Raw genomic sequence first — 19,222 nt, forward strand, 5'->3', positions numbered from 1 at the left:
GACGCTACGCCCGTAGAGCCCTGGCGCTACTGCGCGCCGCCCATACGGCCGGCCAGCACCGGCAGCACCTGGGCGCAGATCGAGTGCAGGGCGATCCGCTGCTCGTCGGTCATCGCCTCGAAGGCCTGGTGGGTCCTGGCCATCTCGCCGCGGATCAGGTTCAGGATCTCCCGGCCCTCGGCCGTGATCACCACGATCTTCACCCGGCGGTCACCGGCCGCGGCCTCCCGGTTGGCCAGGCCCAGCGTCTCCAGCCGGTCCACGATCCCGGTGACGTTCGACGCGTCGCAGCCCAGCCGCCCGGCCAGCGCCCGCATCGGCACCGGCTCCTGCACCGCGCCCAGCGCCTTGGCCTGCGAGGAGGAGAGCCCGTGCCGGGCCGCGGCCGCCGCGAAGTCCTGGAAGTACGCGGCACCGACGGCGGCCAACGCCTCCATCAACTCGGCGTTGGTCGGTACGGTCGTCGTCGCTGTCGAACCCATGGGGCCAGGGTACGACCAGGTGCTTCAGCAACTCAAGATTTGACCACGGCAACCGTCGGCGAGCCGTTCCGCGGCCGCCCGGAGTCAGAGCACCAGTTGGTCGAACAGCCGCCGCAGCTCCGTGTCCGGGTCCGCGGTCAGCCCGGTGTGCACCGGCCCCGGCTGGACGATCGCGCTGCGCGGCGCGGTCAGCCAGCGGAACCGCTGCCCGGGGCTGTCCCCCGCCGCCGGACCGGCCTGCGGCCCGCCGTGGCAGACCGCCTCGATCCCGTGCAGCGCCCGCCGCACGCCCTGCACGTCCGCCACCGGGTCCAGCGCCAACAGCCGGGCCTGGTCCAGGTGGGTACGGGCGGCGAGGTGCGAACTCTGCCGGCAGTACAGCAGCACCCCGACGTTGACGCACTCGCCGCGCTCGACCCTCGGCACCGCGCGGATCACGGCGTACTCGTAGTCGTGCAGCTCGACGGTGGCCGGCAGCGCGGACGACACGGACCCGGTCATGCGGACACCTCCGGCAGCCAGTCCCGCGGACCGGCCAGTCGCTCGGTCAGCTGGGCGCGGTACGCGGCGCGCACCTCGTCGGGCGAGTCGAAGCCGAACTCGTCCGCCAGCCAGACCTCGGGGATCTGCGCCACCGCGCCCTCGATCGCCGCCTCGGCGAGCGGCGCGAGCGCCTTGTCGGCCGCCGCCAGGTCCGGCCGGGCCCCCAGCAGCGCGTGGTCGGAGGCGTCGTACGGACGGCGGATCCAGGAGGCGGCACCCGACCAGTTGTGGTGGAAGATCAGGCTCGCGCCGTGGTCGATCAGCCGCAGCCCGCCGGTCGCCACCAGCAGGTTCGGATTGCGCCAGGAACGGTCGACGTTGCCGATCAGCGCGTCGAACCAGAGCACCTGCCCGGCGAGCTCCGGGTCCACCTCGAAGCAGAGCGGGTCGAAGTTGAGCGCGCCGCTGACGAAGGCCATCCCCAGGTTGGTCCCGCCGCTGGCCCGCATCTGGTCCTGGACCTGGTGGTCCGGCTCGCTGCGCGCGAGCACCGGGTCCAGGTCGATCGTCACCAGCTCTGGCACCGGCAGCCCGAGCCGCCGGCCGAGCTCCCCGGCCAGCACCTCCGCGACCAGTGCCTTGCGGCCCTGCGCCGCACCGACCCATTTCAGCGCGTACAGCCGCCGATCGTCGGCCTCGACCAGGCCCGGCATCGAGCCGCCTTCTCGCAGTGGCGTCACGTACCGGATCGCCGTCACCTCGGGTAGCACGGCCGACAGCTTATCGGTGTCCCCGCCGCTTCCTCTCCTTCCTCCACCACCACCCGGCACGACCCCCGGCTCCTCCACCTCCTCCCCACCTCCGCACTCACATCCGCCACACCTCCGCCCCCCCGTCCCGGTGACAACGCCAGTCACTCCGACCTCACCACCGCACTCCCGTCCTCCCCCACCCCCACGGCCCCGCCCCGGTGGCAGCCCCCGCTGCTCCGTGCGAGTGTGGCGGACAGTAATGGGGACCTTCACGGCAAAGGGATGAGCGATGGAACGACCTCGGATCCTGATCGTGGGCGGTGGCTTCGCCGGCCTGGAGTGCGCCCGCCGCCTCGAACGAAAGCTGTCACCCTCGGAGGCCGAGATCTCGCTGGTCACGCCGTTCAGCTACCAGCTCTACCTCCCCCTCCTCCCCCACGTCGCGGCCGGCGTCCTCACCCCGCAGTCCGTGGCCGTCTCCCTGCGCCGCTCGCTGCGCCGCACCCACATCGTCCCCGGCGGCGCCATCGGCGTGGACCCGGCGTCCAAGGTGTGCGTCGTCCGCAAGATCACCGACGAGGTGGTCGCGCAGCGGTACGACGTCCTGGTGCTCGCCCCCGGCAGCGTCACCCGCACCTTCGACATCCCCGGCCTCACCGACTACGCCCGCGGCATGAAGACGCTCGCCGAGGCCGCCTACGTCCGCGACCACGTGATCGCCCAACTCGACCTCGCCTCCGCCACCGTGGACCAGAAGGAGCGCGAGTCCCGGCTCCAGTTCGTGGTGGTCGGCGGCGGCTACGCGGGCACCGAGACCGCCGCCTGCCTCCAGCGGCTGACCACCGCCGCCGCCCACCGCTACCCGCGCCTGGACGCCCGGCAGATCAAGTGGCACCTGATCGACATCGCCCCGAAGCTGATGCCGGAGCTCGGCGACCCGCTCGGCGAGGCCGCCCTGGAGGTGCTGCGCGACCGCGGCATCGAGGTGTCGCTGGGCGTCTCGGTGGCCGAAGTCGGCGCCGAGACCGTCAAGTTCACCGACGGCCGGGTGCTCCCCTGCCGCACCCTGATCTGGACCGCCGGGGTGGCCGCGAGCCCGCTGATCGGCACCCTGGACGCCGAGACGGTCCGCGGCCGGCTGGCCGTGACGGCGGAGATGCGGGTGCCGCAGTTCGAGGGCGTGTTCGCGATCGGCGACGCCGCCGCCGTCCCCGACCTCGCCAAGGGTGACGGCGCGGTCTGCCCGCCGACCGCCCAGCACTCCGCCCGCCAGGGCCGCGCGGTCGCGAACAACGTGATCGCCTCGCTCCACAACCAGCCCCTGGAGCCGTACTACCACAAGGACTTGGGCCTGGTGGTCGACCTCGGCGGCAAGGACGCGGTGTCCAAGCCGCTCGGCGTGGAGCTGCGCGGGGTGCCCGCCCAGGTGGTGGCGCGCGGCTACCACCTGATGGCGATGCGCACCAACGCGGCCAAGTTCCGGGTGGGCGCCAACTGGCTGCTCAACGCGACCGCCGGCGACGACTTCGTCCGCACCGGCTTCCTCGCCCGCCAGCCCGCCCGGCTGCAGGACTTCGAGTACACCGACGCGTACTTGACGAAGGATCAGGTCCGCGCGCACGCCCAGTCGCTGCTCGCCAAGGGCTGAGCACCGAGCCCCGAGCGCCGGCCGGAGCACGGAGCGAAAGCGGGACGGCGAGCCGAACGGCGCCCCCGCGGCCGGAGCCGCGGGGGCGCCGGACTGTGCGGTCACCGTGCGGTCAGGTACATCCCGCTCGCGTCCTGCCCGGCCGTGTTGCGGCACGCGTAGTCACCGCTCGGACGCGCCCACAGCAGCGTCAGGCAGCGCCCGACCGCCTGCTGGCCGTAGTAGTTGGGGTGCATCGACTCCTGCAGCACGCCCTGGGTGGAGTTGAGCCCGCCGTCCAGGAAGCGCGCCCACTCGCTGGTGGTCGCGGACGGGCCCGAGGTCGCGGTCGGCTGCCTGGCGGCCGTCGAGCAGACCTCGCGGCCCTGCAGCATGTCCGACAGGTCCAGGAACTGCGTGCCCTTGGCGGCGGCGACGCCCGCCAGCGACCGGGAGATCTGCGGCACCATCGAGTCGCGGGCCCAGTCGGCGTCCCCGTCCCAGAACGGGCAGCCGCCGGTGTTGGAGCGGGTCCAGCCGCTCTCCGGGTAGCGCATCTCGGCACTGCGCGGGATCGGCGACGGGTAGGACTGCAGCACCAGGCGGTAGTCCGACTGCGCGTAGCCGGCGTCGGCCATCACCGCACGGACCTCGTCGATCGCCTTGCCGACCCCGGCCATCGCCGCGGGCATCTTCGCGTCGATCTGGGACTGCGCGGAGCCGTGGCAGTACGAGTACCAGATCAGGTAGTCCTGCACGCAGGTGGAGATGACGTCGGCGAAGCCCAGGTCGTTGCCGCCGATCGACAGGGTGATCAGCTTGACGTTGTTCTGCCGTGCCACGGCGGCGAGTTGGTCGGCCTGCGGGGCCTCGCCCTTGTACGACTGGCCGCCGTTGGAGGCGCGGAAGACGTTCGCGGTGACGGCACCGGAGCAGGCCAGGTTGATCTCGTTCTGGGCGCCGGTGGAGGCGCTGAGCACCTCGGCGACGTCCGAGCGGTCGCACCCGCTCGTGGCGGTGGCGCCGTAGATCTGCGAGGGGTCGTACGAACTGCCGGTCCAGGCGCGGTCGGTGCCGTTGCGGCTGCCGCTGGTGCCCGCCGAGTTGCCCTTCCAGCGGCCGGCCTCGCCGGAGATGTAGCTGTCGCCGAGCGTGACGCTGGCGGTGGGCCCGGACGGCACGGCGGCCGTCGCGGACGGGGCGGCGGAGGCCGGCGAGGCGACGGCCAGGCCCGCGACGGCGAGCGGGAGGGCGAGCGCTGCGGTGAGCAGCCGTCGGGCGGGTCGAGGGGCGCTGCGGGTGTTGCTCGAACAGTTCTCGGGCACTGCGGAACTCCTGCGGCTCGGTCTTCCCGCGGCGTGGGAACGGGAGGACACCTGGGTGAGGGTGGGCCGCCGGCCGGTGGCGCGATGAAGATGACATGCCCGCGCTGGTTACCGCTAGGTAGCTGCAGGAGGTTTCCGCTTTTGTTACCGCCGGGTTCAGACCAAGCCCGCGGCCGACGACCGGATGCCGCCCGCGATTCACACCCGCAACACCTGCCCCACCCACCCCACCGGCCCCGAGCGCCCGCGGCCCGAGCCCCCAGGTCCAGGGACTCGGGGGGCTCACACCAGCCGCGACCCGCCGCCGCCCGTCCCCAGCACCGCCGCCAGGTCCTCCGCCAGCTCCCGCGCCTGCGCCGCCTCCAGTCGCGCCGTGGTGAACCGCAGCCCGGGCGGCGACTGGATCCGGTACCGCGCGCCGGGCGCCGCGACCCAGCCGCGCTGCACCAGAGCCGCCAGCACCGAGGTCTCGTCCGGCACCGGCACCCAGACGTTCAGCCCGCTCCGCCCGTGCGCGGCGATCCCCCGGGCCGCCAGCTCGCCCAGCAGCGCGTCCCGCCGGGCCCGGTACGCGGCGGCCACCCGGTCCGCCGGCGCGGCGTCGCCGCGCCACAGCTCCGCGACGGTGCGCTGCAGCAGGTGGCTGACCCAGCCGGCGCCCAGCCGCAGCCGGCCGGCCACCCGCCCGATCGTCTCCTCGTCGCCGACCGCCACCGAGACCCGCAGGTCGGGCCCGTACGCCTTGGCCGCCGAGCGCACCACCGCCCAGTGCCGGGTCTCGGCGCCGACGAGCGAGTGGTAGGGCTGGTCGACCATGCCGTGCCCGTGGTCGTCCTCGACCAGCAGCACCCCGGGGTGCTCGGCCAGGACGGCCTTCAGCGCCTCGGCCCGCCGCGCGGTGAGCGCCGCCCCGGTGGGGTTCTGCGCCCGGCTGGTGACCACCACGGCGCGGACGCCCTCGGTCAGCGCCTCGGCCAGCGCGTCCGGCAGCAGTCCTTTGTCGTCCAGCCGGACGGGCACCTGCCGCAGCCCCAGCGCGGGCAGCAGGTCGAGCAGGCTGCCCCAGCCCGGATCCTCGACGGCCACCGCGTCGCCGGGGCGCAGCCGGGCGCCGAGGATCCGTTCGATGGTGTCCAGCGAGCCGGAGGCGACGGCGATCGGGCCGCCGGGCAGCCCGTCGGCCTCGAAGGAGGCCCGGGCGAGCGCGAGCAGCAGCGGGTCGACGGCGGCGTGCCCGTACAGCACCGGGTCGGTGCGCGCGGCCTCGGCGGCGGCCGCCAGCGCCGGGGTGAGGTCGGGCAGCAGGGCCGGGTCGGGGTTGCCGGTGGAGAGGTCGCGGGCGTGCGGCGGGACGGGGATGCGGATCTGGTCGCGGGGGGTGAGCGCGGGCCTGGGCAGGATGCGGCTGCCCTTGCGTCCGGCGGTCTCGATCACGCCGCGGTCGCGCAGCAGCCGGTAGGCGGCGGCGACGGTGTTGGGGTTGACGCCCAGTTCGGCGGCGAGGTCGCGCAGCGGGGGCAGCGCGGTTCCGGGGGCGAGCCGTCCGCTGCTCACGCCCTGTTCGATGTGGGCGGCGATTTCGCTGGCGCGTCGCCCTTTCAGCGGATAGTCTCCTAGCACAAAGCAAATTATGCACTAGTACATAGAGGATGTCATGTCAGCCAACCCGGAAGGCTCGCCCAGCTACTCCCGCACACCCAGGACCACCCCCACCCGCTACCGGGACCGGGCCACCTGGGAGCAGGAGGCGATCCACGCCATCCTCGACAGCGCCTACATCTGCCACCTCGGCTTCGTCGTCGACGGCGCCCCCGTGGTCCTGCCGACGATCTACGCCCGGGTCGGCAGCCGACTCTACGTCCACGGTTCCACCGGCAGCCGCCCGCTGCGCAACGCCGCCGGCGAGCAGGGCATGCCGGTCTGCGTCACCGTCACCCAGGTCGACGCGCTGGTGCTGACCAAGTCCGCGTTCAACCACTCGGTGAACTTCCGCTCGGTGGTCGCCCACGGCACGGCGTACCAGGTCACCGACCCCGAGGAGCTGGACGTCGCGCTCGCCGCGCTGGTCGACCACGCGGTGCCGGGGCGCTCCGCCGAGGTCCGCCCGGCCAACGCCAAGGAGCTCGCCGCCACCGCCGTCATCCGGCTGGAGCTGGACGAGGTCTCGGCCAAGACCCGCGAGGACGGCGCCGACGACGATCCGGAGGACGTCGGCCTGCCGCACTGGTCCGGCCTGATCCCGGTCACCACCGTGCACGGCACCCCCGAGCCGCACCCCGGCACCACCGTCCCGCTCCCCGCGCACCTGCGCGGCTACCCCCGCTGACGGGAGGCCCACCCGTGCTGATCCGATCCTGGGACCGCGGCGACGAGGCCGAGTGGCGCGCCTGGCTGGCCGAGGGGCGGGACTTCGGCCTGCTCGCCGCCAACGGCCGCCCCGGCGAGGGGCCGGTGCTCGTCCCGACCCACTTCCTGCTGGACGTCGACCGCGGCGAAGTCCTGCTCCACCTCGCCGCGCCCAACCCGCTGCTCGCCGCCGTCCGGGCCGATCCGCAGGTCACCCTCGCGGTCACCGACGGCTACGCCTTCGCCCCGGGCCACTGGCGCGGCGCCCCGGGCACGCCCACCAGCTACTACGCCTCGGTCCACTTCCACTGCACCGCCGAGGTGGTGGAGTCGGCGGCCGGCAAGGCGGAGATCCTCAACCGTCAGCTGGCGCACTTCCAGCCCGAGACGCCGGAGGTCCGGGTGGTGCCCGGCGAGGGCGAGCTGGCCCGGCAGCTGCCCGGGCTGCGCGCGCTCCGGTTGACGGTGAACGAGGTGCGGGCCAAGTTCAAGTACGACGACAAGAAGCCCGCCGAGGCGCAGTACGCGATCGCCGACCGGCTCGCCGAGCGGGCCGACGGCAGCGGGCGCGGCCGCGACCAGTACGCCGCGGCCCGCACCCAGTTGCTCCGCCGTCACCGACGGCGCACCGCGTAGGGTCTGAAGCGGCCGCGCGCCACCGGCTGACCCCGGATCACCCGATCGGCCGCCATCTCGGGCAGGTCGGCGGCGGCGCTGCTCGAATGTGAGACGAGCCCTGCCCACTCGGCGTCAGAGCGGGCCCGTCCACCCCGGGAGCGCGTGTGTCCTCAGTCAACAGCCAACCGGCGGCCGGCGAGGCCCACCTCGGTCACGTGGTGTTCATCTCGGCGGCCGCCGCCATGGGCGGTTTCCTGTTCGGCTACGACAGCGCGGTGATCAACGGCGCCGTGACGGGCATCCAGAAGCACTTCGCGGTGGGCCACGGCACGACCGCCTTCGTGGTGGCGATCGCGCTGCTGGGTTCGGCGGCCGGCGCGGTGATGGCCGGCCGGCTCGCCGACCACCTCGGCCGGGTGCGCACGATGCTGCTGGCCGCCGCACTGTTCGCGGCCAGCGGCATCGGCTCGATGTTCCCGCCGAACATCGAGGTCCTCGCGACCTGGCGCGTGGTCGGCGGCGTCGCGATCGGCATCGCCTCGGTGATCGCGCCGACCTACATCGCCGAGGTCGCCCCGACGGCGTACCGCGGCCGGCTCGCCTCCTTCCAGCAGATGGCGATCGTGCTCGGGATCACCGTCTCCCAGCTCGCCAACTGGGCGCTCAACCAGGCCGCCGGCGGCGAGTCCACCAACCACCTCGGCGGCGTCCAGGCCTGGCAGTGGATGCTCGGCGTCGAGGCCATCCCGGCCCTGATCTACGGGTTGATGGCGCTCGCCATCCCGGAGTCGCCGCGCTTCCTGATCGCCGACCACCGCGAGGCGCAGGCCCGCAAGGTGCTGGTCGAGGTCGAGGGCGAGGGGGTGGACCTGGACGCCCGGGTGGCGGAGATCCGCGCGGTGCTGGAGTCCGCCCGCAAGCCCCGGCTCGGCGACCTGCTCGGCGGCCGCTTCGGCCTGCTGCCGATCGTCTGGGTCGGCATCGGCGCCTCGGTGTTCCAGCAGTTCGTCGGCATCAACGTGATCTTCTACTACTCGTCCTTCCTGTGGCAGTCGGTCGGCATCAACGAGTCCAACTCGCTGCTGATCAGCCTCTCCACCTCGATCATCAACGTGATCGGCACGGTGATCGCGATGGCCCTGGTGGACCGGATCGGGCGCAAGCCGCTCGCCCTGGCCGGCTCGATCGGCATGGCGGCGGCGCTGGGCACCGCCGCCTGGGCGTTCTCCTACCGGCACGGCACCGGCGACACCGCCACCCTGGACGACACCCACGCCACCGTCGCCCTGGTCGCCGCGCACGTCTTCGTGCTCTGCTTCGCGTTCTCCTGGGGCGTGGTGGTCTGGGTGCTGCTCGGCGAGATGTTCCCCAACCGGATCCGCGCCCTGGCGCTGTCCGTCGCCGCCTCGGCGCAGTGGATCGCCAACTGGGCGATCACCGTCAGCTTCCCGGACCTCGCCGACTGGAACCTGTCCGCGACGTACGTCATCTACGCGGCCTTCGCGCTGCTCTCCATCCCGTTCGTGGCCTTCTGCATCAAGGAGACCAAGGGCCGTGCCCTGGAGGAGATGGGCTAGCACCCCCGGCGCAGCACCCCCGGGGCCCGCCCCACCGATCCCCCCGCCGTACCCGGCCCGAACCACCGAGAGGAAGCCATGCCTGAACAGGGCGGCTCCCGGCAGAACGTCACCTTCCCGAGCAACGGCCGCACCGCGCACGGCTACCTGGCCCGCCCGCCGCAGGGCGTCGGGCCGGGCCTGGTGGTGGTCCAGGAGTGGTGGGGCCTCACCTCGCACATCGCCGACGTGGCCGACCGCTTCGCCGCCGAGGGCTTCACCGTCCTGGCCCCCGACCTGTTCGGCGGCGCCACCACCCACGACGGCGCCGAGGCGGCCCGCTTCAAGCGCGACCTCCCGGTCGACCGGGCGGTGGAGGACCTGGCCGGGGCGGTCGACCACCTGCTCGCACTGGACGGCGTGGTCGGCGACGCGGTCGGCGCGGTCGGCTTCTGCATGGGCGGCGGCTTCGCCCTGCTGCTGGCCGCCCGGGCCGGCGACAAGGTGGCCGCCGTGGTCCCGTTCTACGGCCTGCCACCCGACCCGGACTTCGACTACCGCGGCCTGACCGCCCATGTGCTGGGCCACTTCGGCGAGTTGGACGGCTCGATCCCGATGGACGCGGTGGACGAGGCGGCGATCCGGATCGGCGAGGCCACCGACGTCCGCCCGGAGGTCCACTTCTACCCGGCCGGACACGCCTTCATGAACGACGAGAACCTGCTCGGCACCTACGACCCGCTCCAGGCCCGGATCGCCTGGCGCCGGACCCTCACCTTCCTCTGGGGCCACCTCGGCTGACTGCGGCGCCACCCCGCCCGGCTCCCGGGCCACCCTCCGCCCACGCCGACGCGCCACCCCGGCTGAAACCCCACCCTCCGGGCGTCCCGGTAGGAAAAGCGGATGGACACCCGTACGGCCCCACGGCATAGTCACCGGGTGCCGACCCCACCCCCGCCCCCACGCCGCTTCGCCTGGGCGAGCCGCAACTTCCGCATCCAGACCGCCGCCACGGTGATCAGCGGCCTCGGCAACGCCGGAGCCCCCATCGCCACCGCCTTCGCCGTGCTCGGCACCGGCGGCAGCACCACCGAGGTCGGCTACGTCACCGCCGCCCGGCTGGTCCCCACCGTGCTCCTCATGATCGTGGGCGGCACCCTCGCCGACCGGCTGCCGCGCCACCTGATCATGGTCGCCGCCAACGTGTTCAGCGGGGCCTCCCAGGCCGTCCTGGCCGCCCTGGTGCTGACCGGCGACGTCCGGCTCTGGCAGATGCTGGCCCTCTCCGCGGCCGGCGGGGCCGGCTACGCCCTCTACTCCCCCGCCTCCGGCGGCATGATCATGCAGGCCGTCCCCCAGGAGCACGCCGCCCGCGCCTTCGCGGTCTTCCGGATGGGCCTCAACGCCTCCCAGATCGGCGGCGCAGCCCTCGGCGGCGCGCTCACCGCCGCCGTCGGCCCCGGCTGGGTGCTCGCCCTGGACGCCCTGTGCTTCCTGGCCGCCGCCGCCCTCCGCTTCTTCCTGGAGCCGGAGAAGGCCCCCTCCCCCTCCGGCTCCAGCATGCTGCGCGACCTGCGCGAGGGCTGGCGGGAGTTCGCCTCCCGCCGCTGGCTCTGGGTGATCGTGCTCCAGTTCTCCGTCCTGGTCGCCTGCGTCAACGCGGTCGAGTCGGTGTACGGGCCGACGACCGCCAAGGAGCGGCTCGGCGGGGCGGGCGCCTGGGGCCTGGCCATGTCCGCCTACGGTGTCGGTCTGGTGGCCGCCGGCCTGCTCATGACGCGCTGGCGGCCCCGCCGGATCCTGCTGGTCGGCAACTGGGGGGTCTTCCTGTTCGGCGTGCCCGCCCTCGCCCTCGCCGCCGAGGTGCCGCTGCCGCTGCTGGTCGCCGCGATGTTCCTGTCCGGCGGCGGCGTCACCGTCTTCAGCGTCAACTGGATGGTCGCGCTCCAGCAGGAGGTACCCGAGGAGATGTTCTCCCGGGTCACCGCGTACGACGAGCTCGGCTCCTACTCGCTCGCCCCGGTCGGCACCGCGCTGGCCGGCCCCGCCGCCGTGGCGCTCGGCCTGTCCGGCGCGCTCTGGGCCTGTGCCGTCGCCTGCCTGGTGCTCAGCGCGGTCGTCCTGCTGGACCCGCAGGTGCGTCGGCTGAGCCGTCGGAGCACGGCGGACGCGCCGGTGCGCGTCGACGAGCCCGCGCCCGCCCCCTGAGCGCCCGCGCGCCCCGCGTGCGCCCGCCCGTGGGCAACCGGAGGTACGCGCGGGGCGTCCGACCAGTCAGGAAACACCACCGTCTCTGGGGGCCCACCGGTGCCGAAGCCACTGCTGTTCCTGGACGTCGACGGCGTCCTGAACCCGGTCTGCCCGCACCCGGACGCCGGGTTCGACGCCCACACCCTGTTCGGCTACACCGTCCTGCTGTCCGCCCGGCACGGCGCCTGGCTGCGCGAACTCACCGGAACGTACGACCTGGTCTGGGCCACGACCTGGGAGGAGCACGCCAACACCCACATCGCCCCGGCGATCGGGCTGGACCCGCTCCCGGTGGTCACCTTCACCGGCTACGTCCCGCAGCCCGGCGACCCGCGCGTCCCCCTGATGGAGCTGTTCTCCGCCGCCAAGTGGGCGCCGCTGCTGCGCTACGCCGGGAGACGGCCGTTCGCCTGGGTGGACGACGTCATCCCGCCGCGGCTGGTCCGCCGCTCCCACTGGCGCCAGGACCGCCTGCTGCTGCCCGTCGACCCCGGCCAGGGCCTGGAGCGCCGGCACGTCGACCGGCTGCTCGCCCGGCCGCCGCGCGGCCGGGCCCAGGTGCTCAGGGGGTCGGCAGCCAGCTGACGTGCCCGGCCAGCAGCGCGTACCCGACGAAGGCCACCGTGTCGATCAGCGCGTGCGCCGCCACCAGCGGCATCACCCGCCCCCAGCGCCGGTACAGCAGGCAGAACACCGCGCCCATCACCATGTTGCCGACCATCCCGCCGACGCCCTGGTACAGGTGGTACGAGCCGCGCAGCACCGAACTCGCCACCACCGCGGCCGGCCAGGACCACCCCAACTGCCCGGCCCGGCGCAGCAGGTAGCCCAGGACGACGACCTCCTCCAGGATCGCGTTCTGCCAGGCCGACAGCACCAGCACCGGCACCCGCCACCACACGTCCGGCAGCCCGGACGGCGCCACCGTCAGGTTGTACCCGGCCGCCTGCGAGGCCAGGTAGAGCGCCAGCCCCGACCCGCCGATCGCGGCCGCGACGGCGGCGCCCCGCCCCAGGTCCCGCAGCTTCTGCCCGAGGTCGAAGCCCAGCACCCGCAGCGCGACGCCCTCACGCACCAGCAGGTAGCCGACCAGCACCACCGGCATCAGCCCGCGCCCGACGTAGTACAGCTGCCACACCAGGTCCAGCCAGGGCCGCCCGGGCGCCCGCGAGCCGTTCAGCGTGGCGACCTGCTGGCCGAGCTTGAGCGGTTCGGTGAGCGAGCCGGCGAAGCTGATCAGCGCGCTGATCCCGCTGGCCCCGAGGGAGAGGCCGAGGACGACCAGCAGCTCCACGCCGAACAGCCGACGGGTGGACTTCGCGGTCTCCGGCGCGGTCGGGACGGTGGTCACGGGGGCTCCAGCGGACGGGCGGTCGCTCCGGCCGTCGGCCGACCGCCGGAGCGATCATCCTGACACAGCCGCCGGACCGCCCGGCGGCGAGGTCTCAGCCCACCGGCCAGGTGTGCACCGGCTCGCCGCCGCGCATGTGCTCGGCGTAGCGCCTGGTCATCGCCGCGAGCGCGGCCGGCCGGTCCATCCCGTACTGCTCGCGCAGCCGGTGGAAGGTCGCGGCCTGCCAGGACGCGCCGTTGGTGCGGCGCAGGCAGCGCTGCTCGATGATGCCCAGGTAGCGGTCCCGGTCGGCGGGCTCCACGCCCCACTCGTCGAGGCCCTGGTAGGCCATCGGCAGCAGCTCGTTCAGCACCAGGTCGACGGCGGACACGGTCTGCAGCCCACCGCCGCGCCCGGCCCGGCCGGGGCGCGGCCACTGGAACACCGCGTCGATCCCGTACCGGGCGCCCTGCTGGAAGTTCTCGTCCGCCCGCTCGAACGGCAGCCGGGTCCAGATCGGCCGGGGCTGCTCGGCGAGCACCCGCACCAGCCCGTAGTAGAAGGCGGCGTTGGCCAGCGTGTCGGCGACCGTCGGTCCGGCAGGCAGCGCCCGGTTCTCCACCCGCAGGTGCGCCACCCCGCCCGCGACGTCGTACACCGGGCGGTTCCAGCGGTAGATGGTGCCGTTGTGCAGCCGCATCTCGGCGAGCCTGGGCGCGACGCCGGAGGCCAGCACCTTCAGCGGGTCCTCGTCGTCGCAGATCGGCAGCAGCGCGGGGAAGTACCGCAGGTTCTCCTCGAACAGGTCGTACGCCGAGTCCACCCAGCGCTCGCCGAACCAGGTGATCGGGCGCACGCCCTGCGCCTTGAGCTCCGCCGTACGGGTGTCGCAGGCCTGCTGGAAGAGCACCGGACGGGTCTCCCGCCACAGCTCCCGGCCGAACAGGAAGGGCGAGTTGGCGCCGAGCGCGAGCTGCGGCCCGCAGATCGCCTGGGCCGCGTTCCAGACCGAGGAGAACCGCTCCGGGGTCACCTGGAGGTGCAGCTGGAGCGAGGTGGCGGCGGCCTCGGCCACCATGGTGATCGACTCCAGCTGGAGGTGCTCGACCCCTTCGATGTCCAGCGCGATGTCCTCCCCGCGGGCGGCCAGGATCTGGTCGCTGAGCAGGCTGTACCGCTGGTTGTGGCTCATCGCGTCCAGCCCGGTGTGGGCGTGCTCCAGGGTCGGCAGGATGCCCACCATCACGATCCGGGCGCCCACCTCGGCCGCCCGCCGGTCGGCGTAGCGCAGCCCGGTGTCGATCTCCTCGCGCAGGTCCTCGAAGACGTGCCCGCAGAGCCGGTGCGGCGTGATGTTGACCTCGATGTTGAACCGGCCCAGCTCGGTCTGGAAGTCGCTGGAGCCGATCGCGCTCAGCACCTGCGCGTTGTTCATGGCCGGCAGGCCCTGCTCGTCGGCCAGGTTGAGCTCGATCTCCAGGCCCACCACGGCCCGCGGCCGGTCGAACCGGTCCTCCCGGAGCATCCGTCCGAGCGCTTCGAGACAGGCGTGGAGCTTGCGCCGGTACTGCTGCCGGTCCGCCAGTTCCGCCCGAGTCGCCACGACCTTCTCGCCCACGGTCCCCTCCTCCAGAGCCACCCCGTCGAGCACCCGGTCGACCGACCGTGCAAGCATCATGCCCACCTCGAAGATCGATACCCGATCGCGCGTACTGGCTTGCATTGCAAGGCATCTGACGGAAAATCAGAGGAACTGTGGACTTGCTCGGCGCCACTGCCTGTGATAAACAGATCACCCTGCGCACCTGTTCGAATTCGCACAGCGCTCCGGCCGGCCCGCCCCGCTCCGAACCCCACGTCGACGGCGGCGACCGTGCCGGGCACCGCGATCCTGCACAACCGGACACGGCCGGGCCCCGTCATCGAGGACGCGTCGCCCGCCACGCCGGTATGCCGCACTCGCACGCCGATCTCGCTAGGAGAGGCGGACCCGCCATGACTCTGCAACCCCCCCAGCCCCCACCGAGCGCCCTGCGCGCGGTCCTGGGCGCGCTCGACTCGGAGACCGCACTGCGCCAGCCCGCCGCCGCAGCCCTGCGTCATCCGACCGGCCCACTGCTCCCCGCCCACCCGCTCGCGGTGCACGTCCTCGACGGCCCGCGGCCGGAGCTGCCGGCCGCCCGCCGCACCGGCTGGCGCTTCCTGATCAAGGACGGCGCCGAGGTGGCCGCCGCCGCCGAGGTCGTGCAGAGCGCCGAGGGCCACAGCTTCTCCCACTTCACCGCCGGCCCCTACCTCGACTCGACGGTCCGGGCGCTGCGCGAGGCCTGGCAGCTCGCCCAGAGCTCCCGGACCCGCCAACAGCCCCGGCTGCTGACCTTCCCCGGCCAGTACGCCACGGCGCTGTGGCTGCACAGCCCCGACGCCGGCCCGGCCGCCGACCTGCTGATCCCGCTGGCCCCGGCCCCGCTCGGCGTCACCGCCCACCGCGCCTACCCGGCCGCCGAGCTGCTGCCGCTGCTCGTCCGCGCCCCGCTCCCCCGGCCGCTGCTGCTCGGCTCCTCCTGACACCCGCCGACGACCCCGAGGGCCGCCGGGCCCACCCGCCCGACGGCCCTCGACCGCGCCCGCGCACCCTCCCGACGACCTCGGCGGCGCCCGCGCACCCTCCCGGCCCGCCGCGAAGGCCCCCACCCGATCGGCGACCACCCGAACGAGCCATCCGGCATGGCCTCATCGGGCCATGCCCCGGCTGACCCACTGGTGCGTCTTTTCCCGTCGGCCCCACCTGAACGGGTGATCTCTGCCCGGGAGTTGTGGCGCATGTCACGAAATCCCTGCGCGCGGGTCGCAGGATGCCGACACTGGGAACCAGCGTGGAAGGACCACCTGTCCTACCCACTTGAACGCCGGTCCACACCTGGCCGGCGTGCGGACAGGATCCGACCACCGCGGCGGTTCCGGACGGTACGACCTCCGGCGCCGCACCACGGGGAGGATCGCAGAGCGAAGCGAGGGTACGCGTATGTGCCAGCACCGTCCTGAGTGCCCGACGGCCGAGTCCGAGGACCGCGAGGCGGCCGCGTCGGTGGCCCGCCATCCGGAGCAGGGCTGGAGCCTGCTCTGCAACGGCGTCGTCCTGTTCGAGGACACCGGGGAACTGCTGCCCGACGGCCGGGTGATCGCCCCGCGCCGCCCCGTCGCCCACGCGGCCTGACCACCCGGTCCGTCCGTACGGCGGGGGCAGCCGCCGACTCGACCGGCGCAACGGGCAGGGCCCCGGCGGAAACTCCGCCGGGGCCCTGCCGTCCGACCCGGACCTCCGGGGCCCGGTCCGGTCAGACGCCGTACTCGTCCAGCGGCGGGCAGGAGCAGACCAGGTTGCGGTCGCCGTACGCGCCGTCGATCCGGCTCACCGGCGGCCAGTACTTGTCGGCCGGGTTCACACCTGCCGGGAAGACCGCCTCCTGCCGCGAGTAGCCGTGCGCCCAGTCGCCGGCCAGCGTGGCGGCGGTGTGCGGGGCGTTGCGCAGCGGGTTGTCGTCGGCCGCCCACTCGCCCGAGCCGACCTTGTCGATCTCGGCCCGGATGGTGATCATCGCGTCGCAGAACCGGTCGATCTCGTGCAGGTCCTCGGACTCGGTCGGCTCGATCATCAGCGTGCCGGCCACCGGGAACGACATCGTCGGCGCGTGGAAGCCGTAGTCGATCAGGCGCTTGGCGATGTCGTCCACCGTCACGCCCGTCTCCTTGGTCAGCGGGCGCAGGTCGATGATGCACTCGTGCGCGACCAGCCCGCCCGGGCCGGTGTAGAGCACCGGGAAGTGCGGCGCCAGGCGCTTGGCGATGTAGTTGGCGTTCAGCACCGCGATCTGGGTCGCGTGCTTGAGGCCCTCGCCGCCCATCAGCCGGACGTACGCCCAGGAGATCGGCAGGATGGCCGCCGAGCCCCACGGCGCGGCCGAGATCGGGCCGACGCCGGTGGCCGGGCCGGCCTCCTCCTGCAGCGGGTGGTTCGGCAGGTACGGCGCCAGGTGGGCGCGCACCGCGACCGGGCCGACGCCCGGGCCGCCACCGCCGTGCGGGATGCAGAAGGTCTTGTGCAGGTTCAGGTGCGAGACGTCCGCGCCGAACTTGCCCGGCTTGGCGAGGCCGACCAGGGCGTTCAGGTTGGCGCCGTCCACGTACACCTGGCCGCCGGCCTCGTGCACCAGGGCGCAGATGTCGGTGATCTGGGTCTCGTACACGCCGTGGGTGGACGGGTAGGTGACCATCAGCACGGCGAGGTTGTCGCGGTGCTGCTCGATCTTGGCCTTCAGGTCGTCGACGTCCACGTCTCCGTCGACCAGGGTCTTCACCACGACCACGCGCATGCCGGCCATCACCGCGGAGGCCGCGTTGGTGCCGTGCGCCGAGGACGGGATCAGGCAGACGTCGCGCTGGGTGTCGCCGTTGGCGTGGTGGTAGGCGCGGACGGCCAGCAGACCGGCCAGCTCGCCCTGCGAGCCCGCGTTCGGCTGGATCGACACGGCGTCGTAGCCGGTCACCTCGGCCAGCTGCTGCTCCAGCTGGCGGATCAGGGTCAGGTAGCCCTGGGCCTGGTCGATCGGCGCGAAGGGGTGCAGCTGGCCGAACTCCGGCCAGGTCACCGCCTCCATCTCGGTGGTCGCGTTGAGCTTCATGGTGCAGGAGCCCAGCGGGATCATGCCACGGTCCAACGCGTAGTCCCGGTCCGACAGGCGGCGCAGGTAGCGCAGCATGGCGGTCTCCGAGCGGTGGCTGTGGAAGACCGGGTGGGTCAGGTACTCGTCCTCGCGCAGCAGCGCGGCGGGCAGCGCGTCGGCGGCCTCGGCGACCTCGGCGGCGGGGACGCCGAACGCGGCCCAGACGCCGGCCAGGTGCTCGCGGGTGGTGGTCTCGTCGGTGGAGACGGAGATCCGGTCCTCGCCGTCCTGGTACAGGTTGATGCCGTTGGCGCGGGCGGCGGCGGCGATCTCGGCGGCGCGGCCCGGGACGACGGCGGTGACGGTGTCGAAGAACTCGCCGTGCAGCAGCTCGACGCCGCCGGCCCGCAGGCCCTCGGCGAGGGCGGCGGCGTAGCGGTGGGTGCGGCGGGCGATGTCGGCCAGGCCGTCCGGGCCGTGGTAGACGGCGTACATCGAGGCCATCACGGCGAGCAGCACCTGGGCGGTGCAGATGTTGCTGGTGGCCTTCTCGCGGCGGATGTGCTGCTCGCGGGTCTGCAGCGCCAGGCGGTAGGCGCGGTTGCCGTCGGCGTCGACGGAGACGCCGACCAGGCGGCCGGGCAGCGAGCGGGCGTACTCCGCGCGCACCGACAGGTAGCCGGCGTGCGGGCCGCCGAAGCCCATCGGGACGCCGAAGCGCTGCGAGGTGCCGCAGGCGATGTCGGCGCCCAGCGAGCCCGGGGACTTGAGCAGGGTCAGCGCGAGCAGGTCGGCGGCGACGGCGACGATCGCGCCCAGGCCGTGCGCCTGCTCGATCACCGGGGCGAGGTCGCGGACCACGCCGGTGGCGCCCGGGTACTGGAGCAGCACGCCGAAGACGCCGCGCTCGGCGATCTCGGCCGGGATGCCCTCGGACAGGTCGGCGACGACGACCTCGACGCCGGTCGGCACCGCGCGGGTGTTGATCACCGCGACGGTCTGCGGCAGGGTCTCGGCGTCGACCAGGAAGACACCGCCCTTGACCTTGGTGACGCGGCGGGCCAGCGCCATCGCCTCGGCGGCGGCGGTGCCCTCGTCCAGCAGCGAGGAGCCGGAGGTCGGCAGGCCGGTCAGGTCGGAGACCACGGTCTGGAAGTTGAGCAGCGCCTCCAGGCGGCCCTGCGAGATCTCCGGCTGGTACGGGGTGTAGGCGGTGTACCAGGCCGGGTTCTCCATGACGTTGCGCAGGACCACCGGCGGGGTGAAGGTGCCGTAGTAGCCCAGGCCGATCATCGGCTGGAGCACCTGGTTGCGGCCGGCCAGCTCGCGCAGCTCGGCCAGGACCTGGGCCTCGGTCCGGCCCGCGGGCAGGTCCAGGGCGGTGATGGAACGGATCGCCTCGGGCACCGCGGTGGCCGCGAGCTCGTCCAGCGAGCCGTAGCCGACGGACGCCAGCATCTTCTCCTGCGCGGCGGCGTCGGGGCCGATGTGGCGGTTCTCGAAGGGGCTGGCCAGCTCAAGCTCGGTGAGGGTCGAGGCGCTGGTGGGGCGTCCCGCGTTCGGCTGGGCGTTCATGGTGGTCGAGGCCTCCTGGTCACGGACCGGCGGGGGTACGCACGCCGGCCGGCCGTCGCCGCTGCGCACAGCGGACGAACCGGGGCGGGCGGACCCGACAGGCCTCCCCCTCTGTCATCGGGACCTGAGAGCTTCACCCGCACGGAGCGCTGTGGCACCCCGCCGGCTTGCACCGTCGGTGAGGGTGGTGATCGCCGGCTCCCATGCCGAC

General features: G+C 73.6%; 17 protein-coding genes. 9 read left to right on the forward strand and 8 right to left on the reverse strand.

Features of this window, described 5'->3' with window-relative positions:
* Positions 1-26 precede the first annotated feature (26 nt).
* The 3 genes from ACIQI7_RS30140 to ACIQI7_RS30150 form a co-directional block, all read right to left on the reverse strand.
* Complete coding sequence (locus ACIQI7_RS30140; RefSeq protein ID WP_401116053.1) at positions 27-482, reverse strand: MarR family winged helix-turn-helix transcriptional regulator; 456 nt, start codon at positions 480-482, stop codon at positions 27-29.
* 84 nt (positions 483-566) lie between these two features.
* Complete coding sequence (locus ACIQI7_RS30145) at positions 567-983, reverse strand: DUF3037 domain-containing protein (protein WP_401116056.1); 417 nt, start codon at positions 981-983, stop codon at positions 567-569.
* Positions 980-1,735 (reverse strand): HipA family kinase, encoded by a 756-nt coding sequence (locus ACIQI7_RS30150; protein WP_401116058.1) that lies wholly within the window; start codon positions 1,733-1,735, stop codon positions 980-982. The genes ACIQI7_RS30145 and ACIQI7_RS30150 overlap by 4 nt, the downstream gene beginning before the upstream one ends.
* 271 nt (positions 1,736-2,006) lie before the next feature.
* On the opposite strand from ACIQI7_RS30150, the gene ACIQI7_RS30155 reads away from it, so the two are divergent.
* Positions 2,007-3,365, forward strand: coding sequence for an NAD(P)/FAD-dependent oxidoreductase (locus tag ACIQI7_RS30155; protein ID WP_387760106.1), 1,359 nt, complete (start codon positions 2,007-2,009; stop codon positions 3,363-3,365).
* 101 nt (positions 3,366-3,466) lie between these two features.
* On the opposite strand, the gene ACIQI7_RS30160 is transcribed toward ACIQI7_RS30155, so the two are convergent.
* Both ACIQI7_RS30160 and ACIQI7_RS30165 read right to left on the reverse strand, forming a co-directional pair.
* Complete coding sequence (locus ACIQI7_RS30160) at positions 3,467-4,669, reverse strand: GDSL-type esterase/lipase family protein (RefSeq protein WP_401116061.1); 1,203 nt, start codon at positions 4,667-4,669, stop codon at positions 3,467-3,469.
* A gap of 282 nt (positions 4,670-4,951) precedes the next feature.
* Entirely contained in the window at positions 4,952-6,289 is a 1,338-nt protein-coding gene (locus tag ACIQI7_RS30165) for an aminotransferase class I/II-fold pyridoxal phosphate-dependent enzyme (protein WP_401116064.1), read from the reverse strand.
* Positions 6,290-6,323: 34 nt separating this feature from the next.
* Between ACIQI7_RS30165 and ACIQI7_RS30170 the strand changes: the two genes are divergently transcribed.
* The 6 genes from ACIQI7_RS30170 (at position 6,324) to ACIQI7_RS30195 (ending at position 12,024) form a co-directional block, all read left to right on the forward strand.
* On the forward strand, positions 6,324-6,995 hold the full coding sequence (locus ACIQI7_RS30170; RefSeq protein WP_387760110.1) for a pyridoxamine 5'-phosphate oxidase family protein: 672 nt from the start codon (positions 6,324-6,326) through the stop codon (positions 6,993-6,995).
* A 14-nt stretch (positions 6,996-7,009) separates the two neighbouring features.
* Complete coding sequence (locus tag ACIQI7_RS30175) at positions 7,010-7,651, forward strand: FMN-binding negative transcriptional regulator (RefSeq protein ID WP_387760112.1); 642 nt, start codon at positions 7,010-7,012, stop codon at positions 7,649-7,651.
* Positions 7,652-7,797: 146 nt separating this feature from the next.
* A complete protein-coding gene (locus tag ACIQI7_RS30180; RefSeq protein ID WP_401116068.1) occupies positions 7,798-9,210 on the forward strand; it encodes a sugar porter family MFS transporter in 1,413 nt (470 codons plus the stop codon).
* A 78-nt stretch (positions 9,211-9,288) separates the two neighbouring features.
* Positions 9,289-9,990: a dienelactone hydrolase family protein gene (locus ACIQI7_RS30185; RefSeq protein WP_401116070.1), complete on the forward strand. Its 702-nt coding sequence runs from the start codon at positions 9,289-9,291 to the stop codon at positions 9,988-9,990.
* A gap of 138 nt (positions 9,991-10,128) precedes the next feature.
* Complete coding sequence (locus ACIQI7_RS30190; RefSeq protein WP_401116074.1) at positions 10,129-11,397, forward strand: MFS transporter; 1,269 nt, start codon at positions 10,129-10,131, stop codon at positions 11,395-11,397.
* Positions 11,398-11,496: 99 nt separating this feature from the next.
* Positions 11,497-12,024, forward strand: a complete 528-nt coding sequence (locus tag ACIQI7_RS30195; RefSeq protein ID WP_401116077.1) for an HAD domain-containing protein — start codon at positions 11,497-11,499, stop codon at positions 12,022-12,024.
* Here the strand turns inward: ACIQI7_RS30195 and ACIQI7_RS30200 are convergent.
* Together ACIQI7_RS30200 and ACIQI7_RS30205 are read right to left on the reverse strand one after the other, a co-directional pair.
* Positions 12,002-12,790 (reverse strand): CPBP family intramembrane glutamic endopeptidase, encoded by a 789-nt coding sequence (locus ACIQI7_RS30200; RefSeq protein WP_401116080.1) that lies wholly within the window; start codon positions 12,788-12,790, stop codon positions 12,002-12,004. The genes ACIQI7_RS30195 and ACIQI7_RS30200 overlap by 23 nt on opposite strands.
* Positions 12,791-12,884: 94 nt before the next feature.
* A complete protein-coding gene (locus ACIQI7_RS30205; RefSeq protein WP_401116117.1) occupies positions 12,885-14,390 on the reverse strand; it encodes a glutamate--cysteine ligase in 1,506 nt (501 codons plus the stop codon).
* A 377-nt stretch (positions 14,391-14,767) separates the two neighbouring features.
* On the opposite strand from ACIQI7_RS30205, the gene ACIQI7_RS30210 reads away from it, so the two are divergent.
* Together ACIQI7_RS30210 and ACIQI7_RS30215 are read left to right on the forward strand one after the other, a co-directional pair.
* Positions 14,768-15,340: a hypothetical protein gene (locus ACIQI7_RS30210; protein ID WP_387760122.1), complete on the forward strand. Its 573-nt coding sequence runs from the start codon at positions 14,768-14,770 to the stop codon at positions 15,338-15,340.
* A 457-nt stretch (positions 15,341-15,797) separates the two neighbouring features.
* Entirely contained in the window at positions 15,798-15,989 is a 192-nt protein-coding gene (locus ACIQI7_RS30215) for a DUF5999 family protein (RefSeq protein ID WP_401116084.1), read from the forward strand.
* A 121-nt stretch (positions 15,990-16,110) separates the two neighbouring features.
* Here ACIQI7_RS30215 and gcvP read toward each other — a convergent pair whose 3' ends face one another.
* Positions 16,111-19,011, reverse strand: a complete 2,901-nt coding sequence (gene gcvP / locus ACIQI7_RS30220) for an aminomethyl-transferring glycine dehydrogenase (RefSeq protein ID WP_401116087.1) — start codon at positions 19,009-19,011, stop codon at positions 16,111-16,113.
* Positions 19,012-19,222: the final 211 nt, after the last annotated feature.

It is taken from the genome of Kitasatospora sp. NPDC092039 (assembly GCF_044756065.1).
Taxonomy (GTDB): domain Bacteria; phylum Actinomycetota; class Actinomycetes; order Streptomycetales; family Streptomycetaceae; genus Kitasatospora.

Coding starts and splice junctions, on each gene's coding strand:
- ACIQI7_RS30140 (WP_401116053.1), bottom strand. CDS start 482: ATGGGTTCGACAGCGACGACGACCGTACCGACCAACGCCGAGTTGATG.
- ACIQI7_RS30145 (WP_401116056.1), bottom strand. CDS start 983: ATGACCGGGTCCGTGTCGTCCGCGCTGCCGGCCACCGTCGAGCTGCAC.
- ACIQI7_RS30155 (WP_387760106.1), top strand. CDS start 2,007: ATGGAACGACCTCGGATCCTGATCGTGGGCGGTGGCTTCGCCGGCCTG.
- ACIQI7_RS30170 (WP_387760110.1), top strand. CDS start 6,324: ATGTCAGCCAACCCGGAAGGCTCGCCCAGCTACTCCCGCACACCCAGG.
- ACIQI7_RS30185 (WP_401116070.1), top strand. CDS start 9,289: ATGCCTGAACAGGGCGGCTCCCGGCAGAACGTCACCTTCCCGAGCAAC.
- ACIQI7_RS30210 (WP_387760122.1), top strand. CDS start 14,768: ATGACTCTGCAACCCCCCCAGCCCCCACCGAGCGCCCTGCGCGCGGTC.
- ACIQI7_RS30215 (WP_401116084.1), top strand. CDS start 15,798: ATGTGCCAGCACCGTCCTGAGTGCCCGACGGCCGAGTCCGAGGACCGC.
- gcvP (WP_401116087.1), bottom strand. CDS start 19,011: ATGAACGCCCAGCCGAACGCGGGACGCCCCACCAGCGCCTCGACCCTC.